The organism is Sphingosinicella sp. BN140058 (assembly GCF_004135585.1).
Lineage (GTDB): Bacteria > Pseudomonadota > Alphaproteobacteria > Sphingomonadales > Sphingomonadaceae > Allosphingosinicella.
In genome coordinates this window covers 583397-606031 of record NZ_CP035501.1, presented here as the reverse complement: position 1 = coordinate 606031, position 22635 = coordinate 583397, and the positions used below count along the sequence as shown (strand labels likewise).

At 66.0% G+C, this 22635-nt stretch carries 21 protein-coding genes; 10 read left to right on the top strand and 11 right to left on the bottom strand.

Annotation, left to right across the window (positions count from 1 at the left end; translation table 11 throughout):
* The first annotated feature begins 5 nt into the window (after window positions 1–5).
* Window positions 6–1223, top strand: a complete 1218-nt coding sequence (locus ETR14_RS02695; protein WP_165356280.1) for a DNA/RNA non-specific endonuclease — start codon at window positions 6–8, stop codon at window positions 1221–1223.
* Window positions 1224–1258: 35 nt separating this feature from the next.
* A complete protein-coding gene (locus tag ETR14_RS02690; RefSeq protein ID WP_165356279.1) occupies window positions 1259–1648 on the top strand; it encodes a hypothetical protein in 390 nt (129 codons plus the stop codon).
* A gap of 83 nt (window positions 1649–1731) precedes the next feature.
* On the opposite strand, the gene ETR14_RS02685 is transcribed toward ETR14_RS02690, so the two are convergent.
* Genes ETR14_RS02685 through ETR14_RS02670 form a run of 4 tightly spaced genes read right to left on the bottom strand, consistent with a single transcriptional unit; the run spans window position 1732 to window position 5602 of the window.
* Complete coding sequence (locus ETR14_RS02685; protein WP_129383239.1) at window positions 1732–2649, bottom strand: Gfo/Idh/MocA family protein; 918 nt, start codon at window positions 2647–2649, stop codon at window positions 1732–1734.
* A 21-nt stretch (window positions 2650–2670) separates the two neighbouring features.
* Window positions 2671–3828: an N-acetylglucosamine-6-phosphate deacetylase gene (nagA, locus tag ETR14_RS02680; protein ID WP_129383238.1), complete on the bottom strand. Its 1158-nt coding sequence runs from the start codon at window positions 3826–3828 to the stop codon at window positions 2671–2673.
* The gene (locus tag ETR14_RS02675; protein WP_243455733.1) at window positions 3828–4835 is read right to left on the bottom strand and encodes an SIS domain-containing protein; all 1008 of its coding nucleotides are present in this window, start codon (window positions 4833–4835) and stop codon (window positions 3828–3830) included. The genes nagA and ETR14_RS02675 overlap by 1 nt, the downstream gene beginning before the upstream one ends.
* Window positions 4836–4867: 32 nt before the next feature.
* Window positions 4868–5602 (bottom strand): GntR family transcriptional regulator, encoded by a 735-nt coding sequence (locus ETR14_RS02670; RefSeq protein ID WP_129383236.1) that lies wholly within the window; start codon window positions 5600–5602, stop codon window positions 4868–4870.
* 187 nt (window positions 5603–5789) lie between these two features.
* On the opposite strand from ETR14_RS02670, the gene ETR14_RS02665 reads away from it, so the two are divergent.
* On the top strand, window positions 5790–8501 hold the full coding sequence (locus tag ETR14_RS02665) for a TonB-dependent receptor (RefSeq protein ID WP_129383235.1): 2712 nt from the start codon (window positions 5790–5792) through the stop codon (window positions 8499–8501).
* A 246-nt stretch (window positions 8502–8747) separates the two neighbouring features.
* A complete protein-coding gene (locus tag ETR14_RS02660) occupies window positions 8748–8942 on the top strand; it encodes a hypothetical protein (protein WP_129383234.1) in 195 nt (64 codons plus the stop codon).
* Window positions 8943–8966: 24 nt separating this feature from the next.
* Here the strand turns inward: ETR14_RS02660 and ETR14_RS02655 are convergent, their stop codons facing one another.
* The 5 genes from ETR14_RS02655 to ETR14_RS02635 form a co-directional block, all read right to left on the bottom strand.
* The gene (locus tag ETR14_RS02655; RefSeq protein ID WP_129383233.1) at window positions 8967–9344 is read right to left on the bottom strand and encodes a response regulator transcription factor; all 378 of its coding nucleotides are present in this window, start codon (window positions 9342–9344) and stop codon (window positions 8967–8969) included.
* A gap of 336 nt (window positions 9345–9680) precedes the next feature.
* Window positions 9681–12200 (bottom strand): TonB-dependent receptor, encoded by a 2520-nt coding sequence (locus ETR14_RS02650; RefSeq protein WP_129383232.1) that lies wholly within the window; start codon window positions 12198–12200, stop codon window positions 9681–9683.
* A 78-nt stretch (window positions 12201–12278) separates the two neighbouring features.
* Window positions 12279–13034, bottom strand: a complete 756-nt coding sequence (locus ETR14_RS02645) for a sulfite exporter TauE/SafE family protein (RefSeq protein WP_129383231.1) — start codon at window positions 13032–13034, stop codon at window positions 12279–12281.
* Window positions 13035–13094: 60 nt separating this feature from the next.
* Entirely contained in the window at window positions 13095–13268 is a 174-nt protein-coding gene (locus ETR14_RS02640; RefSeq protein WP_129383230.1) for a YezD family protein, read from the bottom strand.
* Between the two features lie 192 nt (window positions 13269–13460).
* Window positions 13461–14114 carry an alpha/beta hydrolase gene (locus tag ETR14_RS02635; RefSeq protein ID WP_165356278.1) on the bottom strand — a complete coding sequence of 218 codons (654 nt, stop codon included), beginning with the start codon at window positions 14112–14114 and terminating at the stop codon, window positions 13461–13463.
* 282 nt (window positions 14115–14396) lie between these two features.
* Here ETR14_RS02635 and ETR14_RS02630 point away from each other — a divergent pair, with 282 nt between their 5' ends.
* From ETR14_RS02630 to ETR14_RS02615, 4 genes are read left to right on the top strand one after another with little or no spacing between them, the layout of a single operon-like run.
* Entirely contained in the window at window positions 14397–15572 is a 1176-nt protein-coding gene (locus ETR14_RS02630; protein WP_129383228.1) for a DUF418 domain-containing protein, read from the top strand.
* A 2-nt stretch (window positions 15573–15574) separates the two neighbouring features.
* A complete protein-coding gene (locus ETR14_RS02625; RefSeq protein ID WP_243455732.1) occupies window positions 15575–16030 on the top strand; it encodes a thiol-disulfide oxidoreductase DCC family protein in 456 nt (151 codons plus the stop codon).
* On the top strand, window positions 16027–17649 hold the full coding sequence (locus tag ETR14_RS02620) for an SDR family oxidoreductase (RefSeq protein WP_129383226.1): 1623 nt from the start codon (window positions 16027–16029) through the stop codon (window positions 17647–17649). The genes ETR14_RS02625 and ETR14_RS02620 overlap by 4 nt, the downstream gene beginning before the upstream one ends.
* A gap of 40 nt (window positions 17650–17689) precedes the next feature.
* Window positions 17690–17950, top strand: a complete 261-nt coding sequence (locus ETR14_RS02615) for a hypothetical protein (RefSeq protein WP_129383225.1) — start codon at window positions 17690–17692, stop codon at window positions 17948–17950.
* 2 nt (window positions 17951–17952) lie between these two features.
* On the opposite strand, the gene ETR14_RS02610 is transcribed toward ETR14_RS02615, so the two are convergent.
* On the bottom strand, window positions 17953–19536 hold the full coding sequence (locus ETR14_RS02610) for an alpha-N-arabinofuranosidase (RefSeq protein WP_129383224.1): 1584 nt from the start codon (window positions 19534–19536) through the stop codon (window positions 17953–17955).
* Window positions 19537–19655: 119 nt separating this feature from the next.
* Between ETR14_RS02610 and alr the strand changes: the two genes are divergently transcribed.
* Window positions 19656–20696 (top strand): alanine racemase, encoded by a 1041-nt coding sequence (alr, locus tag ETR14_RS02605; protein WP_129383223.1) that lies wholly within the window; start codon window positions 19656–19658, stop codon window positions 20694–20696.
* Between the two features lie 25 nt (window positions 20697–20721).
* Window positions 20722–21612 (top strand): metallophosphoesterase, encoded by an 891-nt coding sequence (locus ETR14_RS02600; protein WP_129383222.1) that lies wholly within the window; start codon window positions 20722–20724, stop codon window positions 21610–21612.
* Between the two features lie 3 nt (window positions 21613–21615).
* Here the strand turns inward: ETR14_RS02600 and ETR14_RS02595 are convergent, their stop codons facing one another.
* Window positions 21616–22605, bottom strand: a complete 990-nt coding sequence (locus tag ETR14_RS02595; RefSeq protein ID WP_129383221.1) for a 2OG-Fe(II) oxygenase — start codon at window positions 22603–22605, stop codon at window positions 21616–21618.
* Between the last annotated feature and the right edge of the window lie 30 nt (window positions 22606–22635).

The following is a 22635-nucleotide window of genomic DNA, read 5'->3' as shown; positions in this document are numbered from 1 at the left end:
GTGAAATGATCGACGGCGTCAATGGACTCGGCAGCGTCAGCAGAAGCCTGTCCAACAGCAGCGGCCTCGGCGAGGCGCTGGTCGTTGCCAATCGCAGCGGCCGCGGGGTCGACGTCGCCGGTCTGACACGCGACCTCGCCCAGCTCGCGCTGCGCGATCCGAAGGGGGCGGCCGATGCGATCGAGGCTGCGCGCAAGGACCTGACCCCGGTCCAGCGCGGCGAGTTCGATCGGCTGCTGCCCGACGCGATCTCGTCCGGGCAGCGCGCCGGCAATAGCCCGCCGGGCGGCCTCACCGATGCCCAGAAGGAGCTCGCGCTCGATCTCACCCAGATGGGCCTGGACGTCGCCGGGCTGTTCGATCCGACGCCGATTTCCGATGGCGCGAACGGCATCGTCTCGCTGTTTCGCGGCGATTGGCTGGGCGCCGGCATCTCCGCGGTCAGCATGATCCCCTATGTCGGCGACGCTGCGAAACTCGGCAAGCTCGGCAAGTGGGGCGAGACGGTGATGAAGGCGGTCGACCTTGCCAAGACCGACAGCGCCTTCGCCCAGGCGGTCGGCCCCGCGCTCAAGAAGATCTCGGACGCGATCGGCGCCGCGCCAGAGAGCGTGCTCAACGCCTTGCCCGAATCCGCTCGCAACACTTTGTCGACGATGAAGCGCCAGATCGACGAGCTCTCCTCGCCGGCGGCGCGCAGCGTCGACGAGATCGCCGCACCGACCGTGCACAGCGCCAAGCTCGGCAACAATCAGGTGACCTGGACGGTGGACGCGCAGGGGCGCCCGACTTCGGCCTCTGCGACGCTTTCCGACGTGCAGCCCAAGGGCAGCAAGCGCGGCAATGACGAGCTGAACGCGCAGGACAATGTCCGCGGTCGCGGCGTCGCCGAAGACGATGCGGGGCACATCATCGGCCATCGCTTCATGGGCGATCAGGGCGAGCGGAACATGTTTCCGCAGAATTTCAACTTCAATCGCTCCGCCTACAAGACGATGGAGAACGAATGGGCCGCCTGGATCGAGGCCGGCGCGACGGTGAAGGTCAACGTCGCGCTGAAGGGCGGCACTGCGGACCGCCCGGACCAGGTCGGCGTGGTGTACCAGGTGTTCGACCAGAGCGGCAAACGGGTGTTCAAGAACAGCGAACTCTTCGATAATGCGGCAGGGCAGGTGTTCGACCGCGTTTCGCGCGCGGACATTGACAAACTGCTCGGCAAGTGACGGCATTTGCCGCGATCGTGGTTGAGGTGATGGCAATGACAAGCGTGACGTTCGACCAGAAGCGCGCGGACGCACTCGTTCACGACATCGGGCAGGCGATCCTCGCCGATGCCAATTATGTCGAGCGCGACTGGAGCGGGATCGCGCTGGTGGTCGAAGTCGGGCAGCGCAAGCGCATGTACGGCTACGTCTACGACGCCGAGGGCGAATGGGAGGCCGAGACCCCGGACGATTTCGACGTCATCGATCATGCGCGCGCATTGGCCGACGTGATGGCGCAAGGCGGCAGTCGCTGGCAGCGCTGCCTCGTCCAGATCTCCCGTCCAGGGCCGAAGATCGACATCCGCTTCGATTTCGACGACAGCGCCGAGTGGGTGGTGACCCCGGGCAATTCCGCGGAGATGGCCGAGAAACTGCGCCCCTGAACGCTTTCGCTTTCCGGTTTGGAGCCTGATCCACGCCTCAGGTCGGAGCTAAATGCTCCAACCAAGACGATCAGACTCCAGGCTCAGAGCGCGAGCGGGCCGTTCCGTCCCTGCTCGGCGGCATGGGTGATCGCTTCGCACAGGCGATGGGTTTCGAGCGCGTCACGCGCATCGATGCGCCCTCCGGCGGTCACCGCATCGAGGAACACGCGGCAAATCTCTTCGAAGCCGCGCGCCCTGGTGACCGGTGTCCAGTCGGAGGGCAGCATCGAGCCACGGCTGCCGCCGCGGTGCTCAAGCACTTCGCGGACGTTTTCGACCCGGGTCTTCTCGCCGCCGCCGATCACTTCCAGGAATTCCTCGTCGCTGCCGCTCGTGCGGACCATTATGCCCAGGGCGGCGAAGCCCCGGCCGGAAAGGGCAAGCGAGACGTGCTCGAGCATGCCGTCCGCAACCCGGGTCTCGACCGCAATCCGCTCGATATCGCCCTCGGCGAGGAAGCGGATCGTGTCGACCACATGGATGAAATCGTCGAATACCACGCGACGGGGCGGTGCGGGGAGAGCGTGCCGGTTCTTCTCCATCACCACGACCGGCCGCGGCCTGTCGCGTAGCGCCGCATAGGCTGGCGCGTGTCGGCGGTTGAAGCCGACCATGAGCGATCGATCGCGCTGCTCGGCGAGACGGACCAGCCGATCGGCCTCGGCGAGCGTGTCGGCGATCGGCTTGTCGACATAGACATGGATGCCGGCGCGGAGCAGCCGTTCGACCAGGGCTGGATGGGCCTCGGTCGCGGCGTGGACGAAGGCGGCCTCGATCCCGGCCCCGATCAGCGCATCGACATCCGTGTGGCGGCCCTCGATCCGATACGCGTCGCCGACCCGGCGCAGCGTTTCCGGATTGCGGCTGGCGATATGGAGCTCGACGCCGGGCATCGCCGCCAGGACCGGCAGATAGGCCTTGCAGGCGATGTCGCCGATCCCAACGGATCCGACCTTCATCGGCACGCCGCCGCCGCCGCGTCAGGCATGACGCGCTTCGGCCCGGCCGTCGGCGCCGTCGATCCAGGTCTCGATCACCTGGAGGTCGTCGTCGGCCGCGGCCAGGCTCGCCCGGTAGCCCGGGGCGATGCGCCCGAGTTCGTCGCCGAGGCCGAGGAATTCGGCGGGGTTACGGCTCGCCATCCGGACGGCATCGGCAAGGTCGATGTCGAGCATCTCGACGCTGTTGCGGACCGCGGCCGCCATGTCGAGATCGGAGCCGGCAAGCGTGCCCTTGTCGTCGACGCAGACACCGTTCAGGACGTTGATCGTTTTTCCCTGGAGCTCGAACGACTTGGTCTCGGCACCGACGGTCGGCATCGCGTCGGTCACCAGCATGAACCGCTCCATGCGGCTGCAGCGGAGGGCGAGCTGGAGAACGACGGGGGCGACGTGGGCGCCGTCGACGATGATCCCGCACCAGCTGCGATCGTCGGCCAGCGCGGCGCCGACCGTGCCCGGCTCGCGGCTGCCGAGCGGCGACATCGCGTTGAACAAATGGGTGAACCCGCGCAGGCCCTGCTCGAGCGCCTCCGTCATGATCGCATAGGTCGCGTTGGTGTGACCGGCGCAGACCAGCAGGCCGGCCCGCGCAAGATCTTTGATGCCTTCGGCGGCGACCATCTCCGGCGCCAGGGTGACCATGCGGACGCCGCGGCCCGGGCGCTTCAGAACCGCCAGCCCCTCGGCATCGGCGCGGCGGATGTGGTCGGCGGCGTGGATGCCCTTACGCTCGACGTTGAGGAACGGACCTTCGATGTGCACGCCCAGCACCCCCGGGCTCTTCGCAGCAATGGCGGCGTCGACGGCAGCGATGCTGCGGGCGACCTGATCGAGATCGTCGCTGATCAGGGTGGGCATGAAGCCGGTCGTGCCGAACCGGCGATGGGCACGGCCGATGGCGGCGATGCCGTCCGGCGTCGGCACGTCGTTGAACAGCACGCCGCCGCCGCCATTCACCTGGGTGTCGATGAAGCCGGGGAGGAGCAGGGCATTGTCGAGATCGCGGCGCTCAAGGCCGGACGGGATGTCGCCGGCATCGACGATCGCGGAAATGCTCTCGCCCTCGATGATCACGGCCTTGTCGGTGCGGAAGCCGTCGTCGAGCAGCACGCGGCCATTGGTCAGCGCGAAGCCCATCAGATCGTCTCCGTCACCTTGGACAGGTGGGGCGGGCGATCGGGATCGAAGCCGCGGGCGAAGGACAGAGCGTTGGCCGCGCGGTAGAAGCTCTGGATCTGCAGGATCGGCTGCAGCACCGGATGGGAGTCGACGCAGGGAAGGGCGATCGTGCCGGCCGGGCCTTCCCCCGCCACCGCGACCCTGCTGCCGCGCGCGGCCAATTCGGCAACAAGCTCCGTCACCCCGACCGCGGTCTTGTCGCGCTGCCGGAAGACCAGGATCGGGAAATCCTTGCCGACGATCGCCATCGGTCCATGGCGGACCTCGGCGGCGCTGAACGCTTCGGCATGGAGCCCGCAGGTCTCCTTTAGCTTGAGCGCGGCTTCCTGAGCGACGCCGAGCGCGATGCCGCGGCCGATCGTGTAGAGATTGGTACGATCCCGGAGCAGATCGACGAGCGGGCTCCAGTCGAGCTCCCAGGCCTGGCGGAGCAGGGCCGGTGCGCCTGCGAGCGCCTCGCGCAGCGGATCGTCCTGCGCCCACTCCGCAACCAGGCCGGTGATCGCGGCCAGCGAGGCGATGTAGGATTTGGTGGCGGCGACGCTGAGCTCGGGCCCGGCGTGCAGCGGCAGCACCTCGTGGGCCAGCGCCGCCAACGGTGAATCGGGCTGGTTGACGAGCACGATCACATAGGCGCCGGCATTGCGCGCCGTTTCGACCGACGCCAGCAGGTCGGGGCTTTTCCCGGACTGCGAGACGGCGATGCAGAGGGTGCCATCGAGCTTGGGCTTGCCCTCGTAGACGGAGGTGATCGACGGCGCCGCCGAGGCGGTCGTCGCCCCGGTCTTGGTCTCGATCAGATATTTGGCGAAGGTTGCGGCGTGATCGGAGCTGCCGCGGGCGCAGGTGACGACCAGCTGCGGGGCGAGGCTGCGCAAACGCGCGCCGATCCGCTGACGCTGGGCGAGGTTTTCGTCGAGCTGGCGGGCAACGGCGTCGCCGGCTTCGGCGGCTTCGGCGAACATGCGGCTTTGCGAGGTGATCGTGGAGTCCATTTTCATCCGTTCAGTTCGGCGACGAAGTCATAAGCATCGCCGCGATAGTAAGACTGGGTTGTTTCAACGGCGCGACCATCGTCCAGGAACGCGCGCCGTTCGATGAAGAGCCCCGGCGACCCCGGCTGGATGCCGAGCAACGCCGCCTGCGTTTCGCTGAACAGGACCGCGCGAAGCCGCTGCAGCGCCCGCGTCGGACGGCAGCCGGCCGCATCGAGCGCTTCGTACAGGGATTCCCCGACGGCATCGGCGGACGCCAGGCAGAAGCCCGATATGGTCGACTGCTCCAGCGCCATCGGCTCCTCGTCGGCATAGCGCACGCGGTTGAATCGATAGACGCGGGTTCCGGGGCTGAGGCCCAGCATCAGCGACTCGTCCGGAGTCACCGCCCCTTCGGAGCGACTGAGCCATTTGCTGTGCGACGTGCGGCCGCGCGCGGCCATGTCCTCGGTGAACGAAGACAGCATCGAAAAGCTCTTCTCGACGCGGCGGGCGACGAAGGTGCCGGCGCCCTGCCTGCGGGTGAGCAATCCGTCCGCAACCAGCCCGTCCAGAGCCTTGCGCACGGTGATCCGGGACACTGCGAGCTGCTCGGCAAGATCGCGCTCGGGCGGGAGCGGATCCTCGGCCCGGAGCACGTTGTTCTCGATCGCCTGCCGGATCGCCTTGCGAAGCTGATGATAGAGCGGGGTTTCCAACCCGCTGTCCAGGCTTCCGATCTTCTCGATCAAGCTCATCCCGCTGCCTCCCTCATGTTCACGCTAACATAGGACCAATGGCGTACCAAATGCCAGCGTTTTTGATCAGGACTGAATTTTTGCACGCTTGACGAGTTCCGGCAAAGAGAGGATGGTCATATCCAATGAGTGTTGAGTACGAAAGAGGTTATTACCAATAAAACGATAAACAGCAGGGAGACATGTAATGGTGTTGCGCACGATGATGGTGGCGTCGGCAAGTTTGCTGGCGATCGGAGTGAGTGGGGCGGCCTATGCACAGGCTGGTGGGACCGAGGGCAGTCCGACCGACCAGGCACCATCGGGGGACCAGTCCTCCCTGTCCGGCGCGGACGACGAAATCGTCGTCACCGGCATCCGCGGGTCCCTGCGTCAGGCGATCGAGGCCAAGCGCCAGTCGGACGTAGTTTCCGACGTGATCACCGCCGAGGACATCGGCAAGTTCCCCGACAAGAATGCAGCCGAGGCGCTGCAGCGCATCCCCGGCATCGTCATCAATCGTGAATTCGGCGAAGGCGAGCGGGTCAGCCTGCGCGGCACCGCGCCGAACCTGACCCGAACCTTGTTGAACGGTCATGCCGTGGCGACCGCCGACTGGTTCATCCTCGAGCAGCTCGCGGCGACCCGCAGCTTCAACTATCTGACCTTGCCGGTGGATGTCGTCGGGCAAATCGACGTCTACAAGAGCCCCCAGGCCAATGTCGAGGAAGGCGGAATCGGCGGCACCATCAACGTGCACACCCGCAACCCGCTGGATCTGCAGCCGTTCGTGCTGACCGGATCGCTCCAGGGGGCCTATACTGAGAAATCCGACTCGCTCGATCCGCAGGCCTCGGCTCTGATCAGCTGGAAGAACGATGCGGAGACGGTGGGTCTGCTGTTCGGCGCGGTCTACCAGAAGCGCGACATTCGCCGCGACGGCGTCGAGGTGCTCGGCTATTTCACGCCGGCCGGAGCAGCCGCGGGTGCCGGCCAGGTGCCGTCGTTGATCGGCTCGGCGCTGTTCCAGCAGGAGCGCGAGCGTTACGGCGCGAACACCACTCTCCAGTTCCGCCCGTCCGACCGGCTGGAGATCAACCTGACCGGGCTCTACTCCCATTTCGGCGCCAACAATTTCAACCAGAACTATCTTGCCTGGGGCGCCAACGCGCTCGGCGGCGGCGGCACGCTGACCAATGCGACGGTTGAGGACGGAACCGTCGTCAAAGGGCGGATCACGTCGACGCCGGGCGGGCGCGCGGTCGTGTACGATGCGATCGATCGTGAGGCCTTTGCAGAGAATTGGTCTGCCGATTTCGACACCGTTTACCGACCGACCGACACCTCCAAAATCCACCTCAAGCTCGGCTACACCAAGGCCAGCGGCGACACCAAGTCGCAGCCCTTTTACGAAGGCGGCGCGCCGGGTGCGTTCGACTTCGATCTGACCGGGCGGGTACCGCAAGTGTCCTTCATCGGAGTCGACCCAACCGATCCGAGCGACCTCGCCTTCGACTTCGCCTCGCTCCACAAGATCACCAACGACGACAAGGAAAAATACGCCTATTTCGACGTCGAGCAGGAGGTCGGCTGGGGCCCGATCCGGTCGCTCAGCGCCGGCCTCAAATATACCGACCATGACCGCGTAACGCGGTTCGACGCGACCACTTTCGGCGGCTTCTTCCTGCCGCTGCTCGCGTCCGGCTGCGGCGGTCCGTGCACCTCGCCCTTCTTCGCCGGGGGGGCGACACCCAACGACTTCGTGGACGGCATGGCCGAACCCGGCACATTGACCCGCTTCTTCCAGATCGACCGCGAGGTGTTGCGCCGGACGTTGCTCGGCCTGCCGGCGGAGGTGCGTGCCCGCATCCCCAACCCGCCAGAGAATTACGCGATCAACGAGAAGGCCTATGGCGGCTACGTGATGGCGACCCTTGGCCGCGAAGGCGGCAAGTGGAGCGGCAATGTCGGCGTCCGGGTAGTGCGAACCGACCAGACGTCGCGCGGCAACATCGTCGGCACGGCGGGCCCGGGCTCGATCTCCAACGCGTTCGGCGATTTCCGGCCGGTGGTGGTCGAGCGTTCCTATACCGACGTGCTGCCGAGCGCGAACTTGAAGTTCGATCTTTCCGAGCAGTTCGTGCTGCGCCTGGGTGCGGGACGCACGATGGCGCGGCCGGATTTCACCGACATCGTACCGCGGGTGAGCCTCAATCCGGGTACCCTGACCGCGGATTCGGGCGATCCCTTCGTCGATCCGTTCCGCGCCACCACCGCCGACGTTTCGCTCGAATGGTATCCGGATCGTGACACGATCGTCGCCCTCGCGCTTTATTACAAGGACATCGAATCCTACATCGTCAACCGCACCACCCAGGGCATCTTCCCGGTGCAGACCGCGACCCCCAATCTGTCGCGCTGCACGCCGGTGTCCGGATCGACCGACAATCTCTTCAACTGCCTGTTCGACGTGAACCGCCGTTCCAATGGTGGCGGCGGCACCAACAAGGGCTTCGAGATCCAGGCGTCGCGGCCGATCTTCGGCGGCTTCGGAATCCAGGCCAATTACACCTATTCCGATGCCAGCTCGTCGGGCGGCGATCCGATCCCCGGAAATTCCAAGCACTCGCTCAATCTCACCGGCTATTATGAGAGTGACTGGCTGAGCGCTCGCCTCGCCTACAATTACCGTTCGAGTTTCTTCATCAACATCGACCGGGCAACGCCGCTCAATCAGGGATCGACCGAGTCGCTCGACGCCTCGGTCAACATCGACGTGCTCGACAACGTCACCCTGACCTTCGATGCCGTCAATCTCACCAACGACAAGATCTTCCAATATGCCGGCACCGAAAGCCGGTTCCGTGCCATGTACGACAACGGACGCCAATTCTATTTCGGCGTGCGGCTGCGCTACTGAGGACGGCAGGGCAGGGGCGCGGGTCAGCCACGGCAGACGCGGTTCCTGCCCTTCTTCTTGGCGCGATAAAGGGGTTCGTCGGCCTGACGATCAGCGGGGTTGCGCCGGCGCGAGCGTCCGCAATTCCGGCCGAAATTTGGTCAATGGCTGTGCCGCTTCCGGAATGAACGGGTGCTATGCTGCATTTCGTCGCAAAGGTCGGGTGCGCCCGGGAACGGGCGCGGCGATGCGACGTTCATCGTCCCGATGCCTGTCGTTTCCCGAAAGATCGCTGCCGACGAACTTCGGCGGCGTGCCTCGCACTATCGCCTGCTCGCCAGTGATTGCGCCTATCCGGAAGGCATCGACCTGCTGTTGCTGATGGCCGAAGTCCATGAAGACGAGGCGCTGGCGGCCGAGAGCGAGCATATCATCGCGGGGTCACCGATCGCAACCTGCTGAGGCGAACCCCGCCGGCGTCCCATTTCAGGCAGCAACCAGTCCAAGAACCTCATCGAGCTCGTCGAACAGGATATCGGGCGCGAACGGCTTCTCCAGGATCTTGTTTGCGCCAAGCCGCTTGGCATCGATCTCGAGATCGAATTCCGCATGACCGGTCATCATGATCACCGGCCAGTCGCAGGTCTGTCTCCGAAGCTCCCGAAGCGCCGAAAGGCCGTCCATGCCCGGCAGGCACACATCGAGCAGAACGCAGCCGCGCGGCAGATGCGGAAGGCGGCGCAGAAAGGCGTCCGCCGAGGCGAAATGATCGACCTTGAGATCCCGCATCTGGAGCAGGACCATCAGCGAGCGCGCGACGGCTTCATCGTCTTCAACCAGGTAAACGCAACATTCGAGGACCACCACTTGCCCTCCCAAAATGGGTGTGCCGAACACTGGCACGGGGCAAGCTTAACAGCTGTTCAGGTGCCGTGTTGCGGAATATCGTGCTCAACACACGGTTTACCACAAGGATGCGGCTTCACGGCCACAACCCATCCAGTTTGGATCATTCGCTTTTTTCCGATCCGGCAACGATCGGGCGGGGTCGATCGGCTTTGATGATGCCGACCAGAGCAGGCCCGCCTTCGGCGCCATGATGGCGCCGAAGGCGGGGACACGAAGACATCCGTACCGCTGAGACCTGTACCCGTGCCCAAAAACGCCGACGCCGGCATGCGCCCGATCAGAGCGGCCTCGCTAGAACGAGAACTTGATCGTTCCTCCCCAGGTGCGCGGATCGCCGAGCTGGGCCGAGATCAGGCCGGTATTGCCCGGAGTGACCGCCAGCGATTCGAAATAATCCTCGTCGAAGGCGTTGCGCACCCATCCGAAGATGTCGAAATCGTCGGTGCGGAAGCCGGCGCGGAAATTGTGGATCGAGTAGCCGGAGATATCGGTGTAGATCGAACGTGAGGCGTTGGAAGAAAACTTCGAGCGATAGTTGACGTCGTACCCGAAATAAACCTGGCCCTCACGGCCAAGCAGGTTCGCCGGCAGGTTATATTCGCTGCCCCACGAGAATGCCCATTTCGAGACACCGGGCAACCATTGGCCGGAGACGTCGCAATTGGCCGGGCTGATGCCGCCCGGAGTTCCGGGCGCACTCGGCGTCTGGCCAGCCGCCGCCGTGGTGCCTCCGGCCAGTTCGGGCGGGCAGGGGGCATCGACGAACCTGCGGAATTCGTGATCGGTGAACGCGCCGTTCAGATAGGCGCTGACCCGCTCGGAAGGCCGCAGCGAAAAATCCGCTTCGATCCCGCGCACGCGCACCTTTTCGGCGTTGGCGAGATAGCCGCGCAGCACGTTGCTGCCGCTGACGTTGCTGATCACGCTGGCCTGGAAGTCCTTGATCTCGGTCCAGAAGCCGGTGACGTTCAAGGTGGCCCGGCGGTTCCAGAACTGGGTCTTCAGGCCGATTTCAAAATGATCGACCTTTTCCGGCCTGATCTGTGCGACCTGCAGCGCAGGGGTGCCGTCTGGATTGCTCGGCACGCCGTTGAGGTTGATGCCGCCGGTCTTGAACGACCTCGCATAGGTCGCATAAGCGAGGATATCGGGCGCGACCTTGTAGGCGATGTTGAGATCGTAGCTGAGGTTCCAGTCGCTATATTGGGGCTCGAAGAATTGCGAGGCCTGCACCCCGCGCTGCGCGGCCGTCCACGGATCGTTGAAATAAGGACTTCGAGGATCACTGCTGATCACCTGGCGGCTGCCGTCGGACGCCGTCCCGGTGACGACCGAATTGTAGAGCCCGTCCTTCTTGTCGTGATTGACCCGGACGCCGGGCGAGATGGTCAGCGCGTCGGTCACCTTCCAGTTGAGCTTGCCGAACAGGGCAAGGCTCAGATTCTTCAGCCGGATGTCGTTTTCGGCGAGCACGCCGTTGAGCACGGCGGGATTGCGCGAGAGCGCGCTGCTCGGCGCGAGCAGCCAGGCACTGGCGGCCCTGCCGGTCTCCTGGACACCGGTGGTGTGGATCTTCTGGTAGAAACCGAAGCCGCCGAGGACGAAGTCGAACCGGCTCGCCTCGTAAGCGTAGCGCAGTTCCTGCGTATACTGGTCCTGGTGGGTCGGGTTGTTGACGCGGGTGTAGACGGGGAGGCCGGTGAAATCGCGGTCGTTCTTCGGGCCCCAATCCCAATAGCGCCATGCGGTGACCGAGGTCAGCGTGCCGTCGCCGAGCCCCCATTCCGCGCGCAGCGAGGCGCCGCCCATTTCGTTGCGGGCGGCGAGATCGGCGTCGAGATCGGTGAGCCGATCGAAGGGGTCCGTGCTCGGCACCGCATAGCCGGGGAACAGCGCGGTGAGCGCGGCATATTGCCGGTTGAGCGCGCGCTGGGTGCGGCCGACCCGGGCGTAGATCTGACCGCAGCAGATCGGATCCTGCAGGTTCCAGTCGCCGGAAAGCGTGAGGTTGAGCGTGTCCGTGGGCTTCCAGAGCAGCGCGCCGCGTATGCCGATATTGTCCTGGGAGTTGATCCAGCTGTCGCTGGTCACGTTGTAGATGGTGCCGCGGCGGTCCGTGCTCGAGACGCTGATCCGTGCCGCGACAGTCTCGCCGAGAGGACCGGAAACCGACGCCTTGCCCTGCTTGAAATTGTAATTGCCAAGGGAAACCTCGGCCTTGCCTTCGAAATCGAAGGTCGGTGCGCGCGTGGTGATGTTGATCGCGCCGGCGGTGGTGTTCTTGCCGTAGAGCGTGCCCTGAGGGCCGCGCAGGACTTCGATCTGCTCGACGTCGACGAAGTCGAGCGTCGCCGCGGCGATCCGGTTATAATAGACCTGATCGATGTAGATGCCGACCCCTTGTTCGAAGCCGTCGTTGGTGAGGCCGAACGGAGCGCCGAGGCCGCGCACGTTGATGAACGTGTTGCGCGGGTTGGTGGAGAAGAATTGCAGCGTAGGCTGCAACTGGGTCAGACGATTGATGTTGTACGTGCCCTGCGCCTCCAGGGTCTCGCCGCCGAGCACCGCGACCGCGACCGGGACGTCCTGCAGATTCTCCGCCCGGCGACGTGCGGTGACGATGATCGCGCCGTCGTCCACGTCCGCAGGCGTGACCGTCGCGCCCGCGGGCGGCTGCGGCGACACGGCGGCGTCGATAGCCTGGGCCGATGCAGCGGCCGGCGCCGAGAGCGCGGCCACAGCGGCGCCCGCGTAGAACATGGTCTTGAGTGTCGCCGCCGAGGTGGCGGGCAGCATGAAGCGTGCGATCACGAGAAGCTCCCCTGATGGATCGCGACACTTCCGGTGGCCCGGTCAGCATCGATGGATTCGGATGGTGATGTGCCGCGCTCAGGCGAGCGCCTTGTAGACTCCGTAGAGGCTGGTGAGGGTGAGCAGGCAGCCGACGAAGATCAGCAGCGCCTTGCCCGGGGCCTTCTTGACGACGAAAGCTCCCAGGGGGGCTGCGATCACGCCGCCGATGAGCAGACCCAGAGTGGCTTCGGTGAACGCCTCCCAGCCCAGATTGGCGATGAAGGTCGCCGAGATCGTCAAGGTGAGCACGAATTCGGACGCGCTCACCGTGCCGATCGTCTTGCGGGGCTCGTGCCCCTGAACGAGCAGATTGCCGGTCACGACAGGGCCCCAGCCACCGCCGCCCGCCGCATCGAGAAAGCCGCCGGCGAGGCCGAGTGGCTCCACGATCTTGGCCGCCTTGTGCTCGCCGGCAAGATGGAAACCGCGCCAGATCAGATAGACTCCGATGATGGCGAGATAGGCCATAACGAACGGGCGCGCGACGCCGGCATCGATGTTGCTGAGCAGATAGGCTCCGCATACCCCACCGATCACACCGGGGATGGCGAGCCGCGCGAACAGCTTCCAGTCGACGTTGCGGTGAAGGATGTGGCTCAGCCCGGAAATGCCGGTGGTGAAGGTTTCGACGGTGTGCACGCCCGCCGACGCGGCCGCGGGCGGAACGCCGAGGCTCAGCAGCAGGGTGGATGAAATCACCCCGAAGGCCATGCCCAACGCGCCGTCGACCAGCTGCGCGGCAAACCCAACGGCAATGAACGGCAGGAGATCGGTCAGGCCAAAGCCGTCCATTGAGATACTTTCTTGAGGTGCGCAAAAGCGGTCTTCATTGTGGGGGAGGGCTGCCCGCCGTCAACCGGCGAAGCGCCGCTTCTCGGTAACCTCGAGCTGGGTCAGCCGGCCCTCATGGATGGTGAGGGTGATCGTTCCGAAGCGGACCGAGCCCGCTTTCTCGCGCACGACGCGCATCGCCTCATCGAGTGCCTGAAGCGGCTGCGGCCTCGTTCCAAAGGTCATGTCGCTCATCGATTCCTCCTCGCCGACTTTTGTCGATTCGTGGTGCAGAGTAACTCAACCAGATTGGTTGACAATAGCCCCTGTGAAAAATTCTCCAACTTTCCTGCGCGCAGGAGATGGTTCGAGGCGCCCCGGTCCGTCGTCCGGGGCGCCTCGAGAGCAGCCCACCTCGCAGAGGCTGCCCAAGCTCATGTTCGCCCCTCAGGCAAAGGCAGTCCTCAACCCCAGTTCGGCGACGAGCAGATTGGGATTGTGACCGGTGAGCCGCGCCAGCAGGGGCAGCCCTTCCGCCCAGACGCCGACGGGCGATTCCGCGTTGATGTGGCCGGCGAAGCCGGCGTCGACGAACTCGCTGCCCCAGGCCGTTGCGATGTCCTGGGCCCGCGAGAAGCTGCAATAGGGATCGTTGCGGCTGCCGACGACGATGCTTGGAAACGGCAGCCGCACCCGTGGAATCGGCCGGAAATCGCGGATCCGGGCGTCGGTTTCCGCAGCGTCGACATCCGGTGGTGCAACCAGCAGGGCGCCGCAGACTTTCTCGCGAAAGGCTTCGCTCCAGGAGAGGGCCGCCCACCACGACAGAGCGAGGCAGCCGAGGCTGTGGGCGACCAGAACCACGTTGCGGGGGCTCTCGCGCACCGCGCGATCGAGCTTCGGCACCCAATCGTGCAGCTTAGGCTCGCTCCATGCTTCGAAATCGACGCGGGTGAAATGGGGCAGCCGATCCCATGCGCTCTGCCAGTGCCGTGGGCCGGAATTTTCGAGCCCGGGAATGGTCAGCACGCCGTGCGGGCCGACCTCCTCACCGAAATCATGGTGGCGCTTTGCGCTGCTGTGATGAAGTTCCAATTGCACCTGTGCCTCCTTGCAATCTGCGATCAGCAGTCTGGTCTGAAGGAGCCCTCCGGTGGTCCGGTCGATGCTGCCGTTCGCGTTCTCGAGTCCTCGTTTCCGAGTCGATGAGGTTGGAGCGACAACAGCAGAAGAATAGCTAAGTGCCATGGTTGACAATGGCCCCGCGTCCAACCGGTCGAATCGAAAGCCGGTCCGAAATCGTGGCGGGGCACCGATCTGCGCAGCACCTGCTTGCGCTCCGGCGAAGCCGCTTTAACGTCGCGCCGGCCACGGCGGGGAGGGATGATGATGCAGGCAGGACAGCGTCTCGAGCTGATCGATTCTTTGCGCGGTTACGCGCTGATGGGGCTGTTCCTGGTGCATTGCGTCGAGCTGTTCGAGCTCCACTGGGTCCATCCGCAGCCGAGCCTTGCCTTCGATCTCGTCTTCGCCCTGTTCGCAGGCAAGGCCTTCTCCCTGTTTGCCTTGTGCTTCGGCCTCAGTTTCTCGATCATCGTCGAACGTGCCCGGGCGCGGGGCGAAGCGCCGGAAGCTCGCTTCGCCTGGCGTCTGTTCCTGCTGCTGCTGATCGGGATCGTGCACAGCCTCGTCTATCGCGGCGACATCCTCCAGCTGCTGGCGCCCCTCGGGCTGCTCCTGCTCGTCGTCGACCGTGTCCGCAGCAATCGCGTGCTGCTCCTGATGGCGCTGCTCTGCTTCCTGCAACCGCCGTTGATTGCGCGTGCGGTGGCGGCGTTCGCCGGCGCCGATTGGGCCAATGCGCCGCCCCTCTTCATGGCCGAATCCGGCACGGCAATGCTGACCGACGGCAGCTTCGCGGACGTGGTGCGGGTCAACGCGGTCGCGGGACGAATTGCGTCCTGGTCCTATTATGTCGAGACCGGGCGGTTGCTGCAGGTCATCGGCCTCTTCCTCGTCGGCCTGGTGCTTGGCCGCACCGGCTTCTTCGCCGCGCCAGAACGCTTCCTTCGCGCCCGGCGCTGGACCGGCGCGATCGCGGGCGTGATGATGGTGGCGCTGTGGGCCGCGAAGCCGGCGCTGCTCGGCATGGTGGATGCAAAAGCGCCGGCGGCGGTCGGCGCCAATCTCGGCTGGTTGGTTTCGGGATGGATCGCGCTCTGCTCGCTTGCCGTGCAGATCGTCCTGTTCATCGAAGCCTTCGAAGCTCTGCGCGGTCGCATTCTCGCCGGCCTGGCACCGGCCGGCCGAATGACGCTCAGCCTTTATGTCGGGCAGTCGCTGGTCTTCGTGCCGATCTTCTACGGCTTCGGACTAGGCCTGCACGACGATCTCAGCGGAGGACAGGCGCTCCTTCTCGGCCTGTTCGCGTTCGCGCTCCAGCTGGCGCTCGCCCGTTGGTGGTTCGGCCGTTTCCAATATGGCCCGCTGGAATGGCTCTGGCGGGCAGGCACGCGCCGTACGCTCGATATACCGTTCGTGCGTCCCGCGATCGCCTGAGCGTGCCGCGCCACGCTCCAGCCTATTCCTGGCGGGATGATCCGCGGGTGCCTGCCTTTCCCGACGACAGGCCGCTGATCGTCTTCGACGGACTGTGCGTTCTCTGCTCCGCCAACGCGCAGTTCGTGCTCCGCCATGACCGGCAGAGGCGATTTCGCCTCACCATCGCGCAGGGACCGATCGGCGAGGCTCTCTATCGCCATTTCGGCCTGGTGAAAGGCGATTACGAGACGCTGCTCGTGCTCGACCGCGGACGGCTGCTCACCCATTCGGATGCCGCGATCGCGATCGCGCGGCAGCTCGGATGGCCCTGGCGGGCCGCGACCGTGGCCCGCCTCGTGCCGAGACCGCTTCGCGACCGGCTGTACCTGCTGATCGCGCGCAACCGCTATCGTCTGTTCGGCCGTCGAGAGACGTGCTGGATGCCCTCGGACAAGGATCGGGCGCGGATCCTTTGAAGCGCATACTCGTCCTCGGCGGCTATGGCACGTTCGGCGGGCGTATCGCCCTGCGCGCCGCTGCAGCGGGCTTCGAAGTGCTGGTCGCCGGCAGAGACGCGGCGAAGGCGCGCGCCTTTTGTGCAGGCCGCGAACGGCTCGTCCCGATCGTGGTCGATCGCGACGCGGGGTTGGCGGACGCATTGCGGCGCCTCGATCCGTTCGCCCTGGTCGACGCTGCGGGCCCGTTTCAGGGCGAACGGCATGATGTTGCCAAGGCGGCGATCGCAGCGGGCGTTCACTATCTCGACATTGCCGACGGGCGCCACTTCGTCACCGGCATCACCGCGCTCGACGACGCGGCGCAGGCGGCCGGCGTGGTCGTCATCTCCGGCGCGTCAAGCCTGCCGGCCTTGTCCGGGGCGGCGGTGTCGCGGCTCGCCGAGGGGCTGGACAGGGTCGACGCCGTCGAGATCGTGCTCAGCGCCTCGAGCCGCGGCACGGCAGGCGTATCGGTGGCGGCCGCGATCCTGTCGTATCTCGGCAGACCGGTGCGGCTCTGGCGGGGACGGAGATGGACGTCGGGCTTTGGTTGGCAGGCGCTCAGGCGCGAGGATTTTCGCGTCGCCGGCGTAAGGCCGCTGCGTCGGCGGCTGGTCGGCATTGCCGACGTTCCGGATCTCGATCTGCTGCCGGCGCGGCTGCCAGGACGTCCTGCGGTCGACTTCCTCGCTGGAACCGACGTGCGGCTGCACATGCTCGGTCTGTGGCTGCTCAGCTGGGCGGTACGCTGGCGCTGGCTGGAGAGCGCCTCGATGCTCACGCCGGTGATGGTGCGCCTGCATGGCTGGACCCGCTGGACGTCTTCGCTGCGGTCGGCGTTCGAAGTGCGCCTCTATGGGAGATCGGGACAGCGCAGGGTCGCGCGCAGCTGGACCCTGATCGCCGAGCAGGGCGAAGGGCCGGAGATACCGAGCCTCGCTGCCGCGATCCTGCTCGAGCGGCTGGAGGCGCTCCCGCCCGGGGCCCGCGACGCGGGCGGGGTCCTGAGGCTGGAGGATTTCGATGCGTCGCTCGGCAGCTTGGCGACCTCCTCGGAGACGCGGGAAAGTCTGCTGCCTCCGCCAGTTTATGCCCACGTGATGGCCGAAGCCTTCGACACGCTGGCGCCATCCTTGCGGGAATTGCACGGAGTCCTGCGCAACGGCGGCGGCGCCGGACGGGCGAGGGTGGTGCGCGGTCGCAACCCGCTGGCGCGGCTGGTCGCACGCCTGTTCCGCTTTCCCGCCGAGGGTGAGCACCCGCTCCACGTGGAGCTTACCGAGTGCAAGGGGCTGGAGACCTGGATCCGAGATTTCGGAGGGCGCAGATTCCAGAGCAATCTTTACGCGCGGGGCGGACTCCTAGTGGAGCGGTTCGGCCTGCTACGCTTCGGTTTCGCGCTTCCGACCGACGGTACCGGCGGTCTGGCGATGGTGATGCGGCGCTGGTGGCTAGGCCCCGTGCGCCTACCGCTCACCATCGCGCCGCGAGCGCCTGCCCGCGAGTGGGAGGAAGACGGCCGGTTCCATTTCGATGTCTCGATCGCTTTGCCGTTGATCGGCCTGGTCGTCGCCTACCGCGGGTGGCTGAACGTGTAAGGGGTGGAACGGCGCGAAGGCACGGGGCAATAAGGCGCGCATGGATTTCGACGATCAACTCCGCCGCTATTTCGGAACCGCCGATCTGGCCGCCGTGCCGCCGGCAGCGCTCGAGGCAGGGCTCGACCGGATGCGGGTCGACCTCGGCCTCGAACAGGATCGCGGGCGGCGCTTCGCCTTGTGGGCGCTCATGCACATGCTCGGCGGAGCACCGGATCTGGACGTCGCCTTCCAGACCGAGGCGGATCGTGAGGCCGCCCGCAATTTCATGGATCTTGCGGGCGGCCTCGAGCCGCACTGAACTCAGCGCAGTTTCAGAACGACCACCGACCCGGCCGGCAAGGTTGCGGCGAGGCTGTTGCCGGAAAGCTGCGCACCGGTAAACGCGACCGGCTGCACTGCGCCCGGCGCATCGAAGCTGTTGTGCGCCTGGATGCTGGCACCCGCGAGCACCCGTCCGGTCACCGAGGTGGCGGTTGCGCTGCCGAGGTTCACGTTCACCGTTGCCGGCTGGTTCGGATCGACGTTGACGAGCGCGATCAGGATCGCGCCGCTGGCGTCGCGGGCGGCGGTGGCGCTCACCGCCGGAACCGTGAACTGCTCCTTGTTGTACCAGGGCGAGGCGACCTCCACCGGCAATGCCGTCGCGTCCTGGAAATCCTTGTACATCTCGAACACGTGATAGGTCGGCGTCAGGACCATCTTCGCGCCATCGGTCAGGATCATCGCCTGCAGGACGTTCACCATCTGGGCGATGTTGGTCATCCGGACCCGATCGGCATGATGGGTGAAGATGTTGATGTTGAGCGCGGCGACGACCGCGTCGCGCATCGTATTCTGCTGGAAGAGGAAGCCCGGATTGGTGCCCGGCTCGACATCGTACCAGGTGCCCCATTCGTCGACGGCGAGGTTCACGCGCTTTTCGGGATCATATTTGTCCATGACGGCTGCATGCTTGCGGATCAGCTCGTCCATCAGCAGCGTCTTGGAAATGGTGCGGGCGTAATCCTCTTCGCTGAACGCGGTCGCGGAGCCTTTCTTCTCCCAATTGCCCGGCACGGTGTAATAATGGACGCCGATGCCGTCGACCGTCTTGCCGGCCTCCCGCATCATGACCTCGGTCCAATCGTAATCGGTGGAGTTCGCACCGCTCGCGATCTTCTGGATCTTGGTGCCCTGGGGTGCCTTGACGAAGGTTCCGTAGCGGCGGGTAAGGTCCGCGGCATAGTCCGCCGTCATGTTGCCGCCGCAGCCCCAAAGCTCGTTGCCCAAGCCGAAGAAGGGCAGCTTCCAAGGCTGCTTGCGGCCGTTCTTCGCACGCAGATCGGCAAGGCTGCCGGCGGGCGCCGTCATATATTCGACCCATTCGGCCATTTCCTGCGGCGTGCCGTTGCCGACATTGCCGGAGACGTAGGCTTCCGCGCCGATCAGCTCGGCGAAATTCATGAACTCATGGGTGCCGAAGCTGTTCGGTTCGGTGACGCCGCCCCAATGGGTGTTGACCTTCACCGGACGCTGGTTGCGCGGCCCGATGCCCTCGCGCCAATGATATTCGTCGGCGAAGCAGCCGCCCGGCCAGCGCACCACCGGCACCTTGAGGTTGCGCAAGGCAGCGACGACGTCGTTGCGATAGCCATTCGTGTTCGGGATCTTGGAATTCTGGCCGACCCAGATGCCGCCGTAAATGCCGCTGCCGAGATGCTCGGCGAACTGGCTGAAAATGCGCCGGTCGATCTTCGCACCCGGCGCATCCGCCTTGAGCGTGATCGCGGTCGCGCGCGCGGCCGCGCTCTGCGCACCGGCCGGCGTCGAAACCAGCGCGGCTGCCGCCAACGCGATCGCTGCGCAGCCCAGCAATGCGCGGCGCACTCTCTTCTCACCCTTCATCAAGTCTCTCTCCCTTGTGTGCCCGTTTTCGATATGAACAATCATTAACTCAGACAAGAGGCTTCCGCGCGTGATCGCGGAACTGGACGAACTAGCGGGCGCGCCGCTATCGCCGCTGGGTGACCCATTTTCCTCTTCGGCTCCGCATCGACGGGCAGGCGCTCGTCTCCAACTGGCGCTGGCTGGCCGGCCGCAGCGGCCCGGCGGCATGCGGCGCCGCGGTCAAGGCGAATGGCTACGGAACCGGCGCCGGGGAGGTGGTCACTTTGCTCCGCGCCGCAGGATGCCGCGATTTCTTCGTCGCGACCTGGAACGAGGCGGAGGCGGTGCTGCCGCTGATCGGCGATGCCTCACTTTCCGTCCTGCACGGGGTTCAGGAGGAGGATATGAGCGGCGCGCTCGCATCTGCGGCGCGGCCGGTGCTCAACACGCCGCTGCAGGTCCGGCGCTGGCGCGAGGCGGCAGGCGGACGCGCCTGCGACGTTATGCTCGACACCGGAATGAACCGACTCGGATTGACGGAAGCAGATGTCGCGACAGGTCTGCTCGATGGGCTTGCCATCGACACTCTGATGAGTCACCTCGCCTGCGCCGACGAGGACAGCGCGATGAACGAACGCCAGCGTGGACGGTTCGCCGCGCTGGCGGGGTCCATTCCCGCGCGGCGGCGCAGCCTTGCCAACAGCGCCGGCATCTGCCTCGGCGCCGATTACGGGTTCGATCTCACCAGGCCGGGCATTGCGCTTTATGGCGGCATTCCGCGCCCGGAGGCGCAGGGCATAATCCGGCAGGTGGTTCGGCTCGAAGCGCAGATCATCCAGCGGCGGAGGGCCGATGCGGGCGAGAGCGTCGGCTACAATGCCACTTTCACGGCCGAGCGGCCGGTGGAACTCGCCGTGCTCAACATCGGCTACGCCGACGGCTATCTGCGCGGCTTTTCCGGCCGGGGCCGCGCCTTGGCCGAAGGAGCGGTGCTACCGGTGATCGGCCGGGTCTCGATGGATCTGACCACGATCGGGGTCGACGCGGCGCCGCATCTGCGCGAAGGAGACTGGGTCGCCCTCGACTACGATCTCGCTGCGGCCGCCGCCCAGTCCGGCCTTTCGCAATATGAGCTGCTGACGATCCTCGGCCGCCGCCATCAACGGCTCTGGACCTGAACGCGGGGCCGGTCGTTCAACCCCCATGTCGACCATTGCCCATCTCTCAGACGTCCATTTCGGACGCCACGATCCGGAGATCGTCGCGGCCGTCGAAACCTTCCTGTTCGAGGCGAAACCGGATCTCGTCGTGATCAGCGGCGACTTCACCCAGCGTGCGCGAGTCGAGCAGTACCGGCTCGCCTCGGAGTGGCTCGAGCGGCTCGAAAGCGGCGGCCTGGTCACGCTTGCGGTGCCGGGCAATCACGACGTTCCGCTCTACGACATCCTCCGCCGCTTCGCCCGGCCGCTGCACCGCTACCGGCGCTTCATCGACGATGATCTCTGTCCGTTCGTCGAGAGCGACGACGTCGCCGTGCTCGGGATCAACACCGCGCGGTCGCTGACGATCAAGGACGGCAGCGTCAGCCGCGAGCAGATCGATCTCATTCGCGACCGCTTCCGCGACGTGGAGCAGGGGAAGACCCGGATCCTCGTCACTCACCACCCGCTCTTCGCGATGCCGATCGGCGAGGAGGGCGCGCTCAGCAAGGTGGTCAAGCGCGATGCGGATGCCTTGCAGGCGGTCGCCGACGCCGGTGTCGACATCCTGCTCGCCGGGCATTTCCACCGGACCTATGCGCAATCGGCCCGTGAAATGGTGAAGACCGCGGGCGCCGCGCTCGTCATCCAGGCCGGGACCGCCACCTCGACCCGTCTCCGTGGCGACGAACTGCAGAGCTTCAACATGATCGAGCTCTCCCCCGGACGGGTGCAATTGCAGGTCCAGCGCTGGGACGGAGCCGGGCTGGTCGGCGGCCGGCCGACGATCTTCGCGCATGACGGCGACAATTGGCTCTTCGAAGGTCGGCGCGAGGACGAAGGCACCCCGGCGCCGGTCGTTGCCGCGAGGGCGGACGCGATCGCCGAGGGGTGATGCTCAATAGGGCGTGAGCGGCTGCGGCGACGGAAAGGTGAAGCGCGCCTTGCGGATCCAGCGGGTCGCGATCAGCTTGGTGCCCCGAGTCACCGGCAAGCCGGCATGCTGCGAGGTTGGATCGGGCCGACCATCGGCGCCGACATTGCCGAACAGCAGAGCATCGCCGACGCCGCCGCGGAAGCTGAGGCCGCTCCGCGAAAAGGTGGTCGCGCCTCCGTCATAGCCGTCGTTCAGATAGATGATGACGGTGAGGATGCGCTGGTTCGCCTCACCGGGAAGCGCGTCCATGTGCGCCCGATATTCGCCGCCGGGACGATAGCGAAGCAGTTGCAGCGGCTCGCCCTGGTCGGCCGCCGTGCCGCTCGCGGCGGCGATGCGCCGATTGATCGCGTTGACGACGAGATCTTCCGAATAGACCCCGAACTGGCTGTTGTCGGAGGTGCGGATCGGGTGCGGCATCAGGTGGCCGCTTTGCGGATCGACGACCATCGAGGGCTGCAGCGACGGGCTGCCGGCCTCGATCAGATAGGCGCATTCTTCGGGGGAGAGCAGCGCCCGCAGCGCCTCGACCCGGGGTGCACTGCCGCTCAGCACCTCCCGCCGGGCAAGGGTTTGCGGCGTTCCGTCCGCCTCGATCGGCATACCGTCGATCAGGGCCAGCTGGCTGCGGGCCCGATCATCGTGGCGCGCCAGCCGCCGCAGCAGTGCGAGCGCCGACCCCCAGTCGGCAGGTCCGCCGACCCCGCAGGCGACGAAGGCGGCGTGGAGCATGGCGGAGTCGCGGTCGCCCGCCGTTCCGGCACGGCCCAACAGGGTGCGGGCAGCGGCAAGGTCCCTGCGGACGATGGCACCCGAGATGCGCCAATGGCCGAGCTGCGCAACCGCGCCGGCATCGCCCGCGGCCGCCGCCTGCAGGAGCAGCTGCGCCGCGTCGGCGAAACGGCGCCCGTTCACAAGCGCTTCGACGCGGGCGGAGACATTGGAGATCATCTGTCGGGGATAGGACGGCCGGCCGTGCCG

Excerpts from the sequence above, each read along its gene's own strand:
- ETR14_RS02695 (WP_165356280.1), top strand. The coding sequence starts at position 6 with ATGATCGACGGCGTCAATGGACTCGGCAGCGTCAGCAGAAGCCTGTCC.
- ETR14_RS02690 (WP_165356279.1), top strand. The coding sequence starts at position 1,259 with ATGACAAGCGTGACGTTCGACCAGAAGCGCGCGGACGCACTCGTTCAC.
- ETR14_RS02685 (WP_129383239.1), bottom strand. The coding sequence starts at position 2,649 with ATGAAGGTCGGATCCGTTGGGATCGGCGACATCGCCTGCAAGGCCTAT.
- nagA (WP_129383238.1), bottom strand. The coding sequence starts at position 3,828 with ATGGGCTTCGCGCTGACCAATGGCCGCGTGCTGCTCGACGACGGCTTC.
- ETR14_RS02675 (WP_243455733.1), bottom strand. The coding sequence starts at position 4,835 with ATGTTCGCCGAAGCCGCCGAAGCCGGCGACGCCGTTGCCCGCCAGCTC.
- ETR14_RS02670 (WP_129383236.1), bottom strand. The coding sequence starts at position 5,602 with ATGAGCTTGATCGAGAAGATCGGAAGCCTGGACAGCGGGTTGGAAACC.
- ETR14_RS02665 (WP_129383235.1), top strand. The coding sequence starts at position 5,790 with ATGGTGTTGCGCACGATGATGGTGGCGTCGGCAAGTTTGCTGGCGATC.
- ETR14_RS02660 (WP_129383234.1), top strand. The coding sequence starts at position 8,748 with ATGCCTGTCGTTTCCCGAAAGATCGCTGCCGACGAACTTCGGCGGCGT.
- ETR14_RS02645 (WP_129383231.1), bottom strand. The coding sequence starts at position 13,034 with ATGGACGGCTTTGGCCTGACCGATCTCCTGCCGTTCATTGCCGTTGGG.
- ETR14_RS02640 (WP_129383230.1), bottom strand. The coding sequence starts at position 13,268 with ATGAGCGACATGACCTTTGGAACGAGGCCGCAGCCGCTTCAGGCACTC.
- ETR14_RS02630 (WP_129383228.1), top strand. The coding sequence starts at position 14,397 with ATGATGATGCAGGCAGGACAGCGTCTCGAGCTGATCGATTCTTTGCGC.
- ETR14_RS02615 (WP_129383225.1), top strand. The coding sequence starts at position 17,690 with ATGGATTTCGACGATCAACTCCGCCGCTATTTCGGAACCGCCGATCTG.
- ETR14_RS02610 (WP_129383224.1), bottom strand. The coding sequence starts at position 19,536 with ATGAAGGGTGAGAAGAGAGTGCGCCGCGCATTGCTGGGCTGCGCAGCG.
- ETR14_RS02600 (WP_129383222.1), top strand. The coding sequence starts at position 20,722 with ATGTCGACCATTGCCCATCTCTCAGACGTCCATTTCGGACGCCACGAT.
- ETR14_RS02595 (WP_129383221.1), bottom strand. The coding sequence starts at position 22,605 with ATGATCTCCAATGTCTCCGCCCGCGTCGAAGCGCTTGTGAACGGGCGC.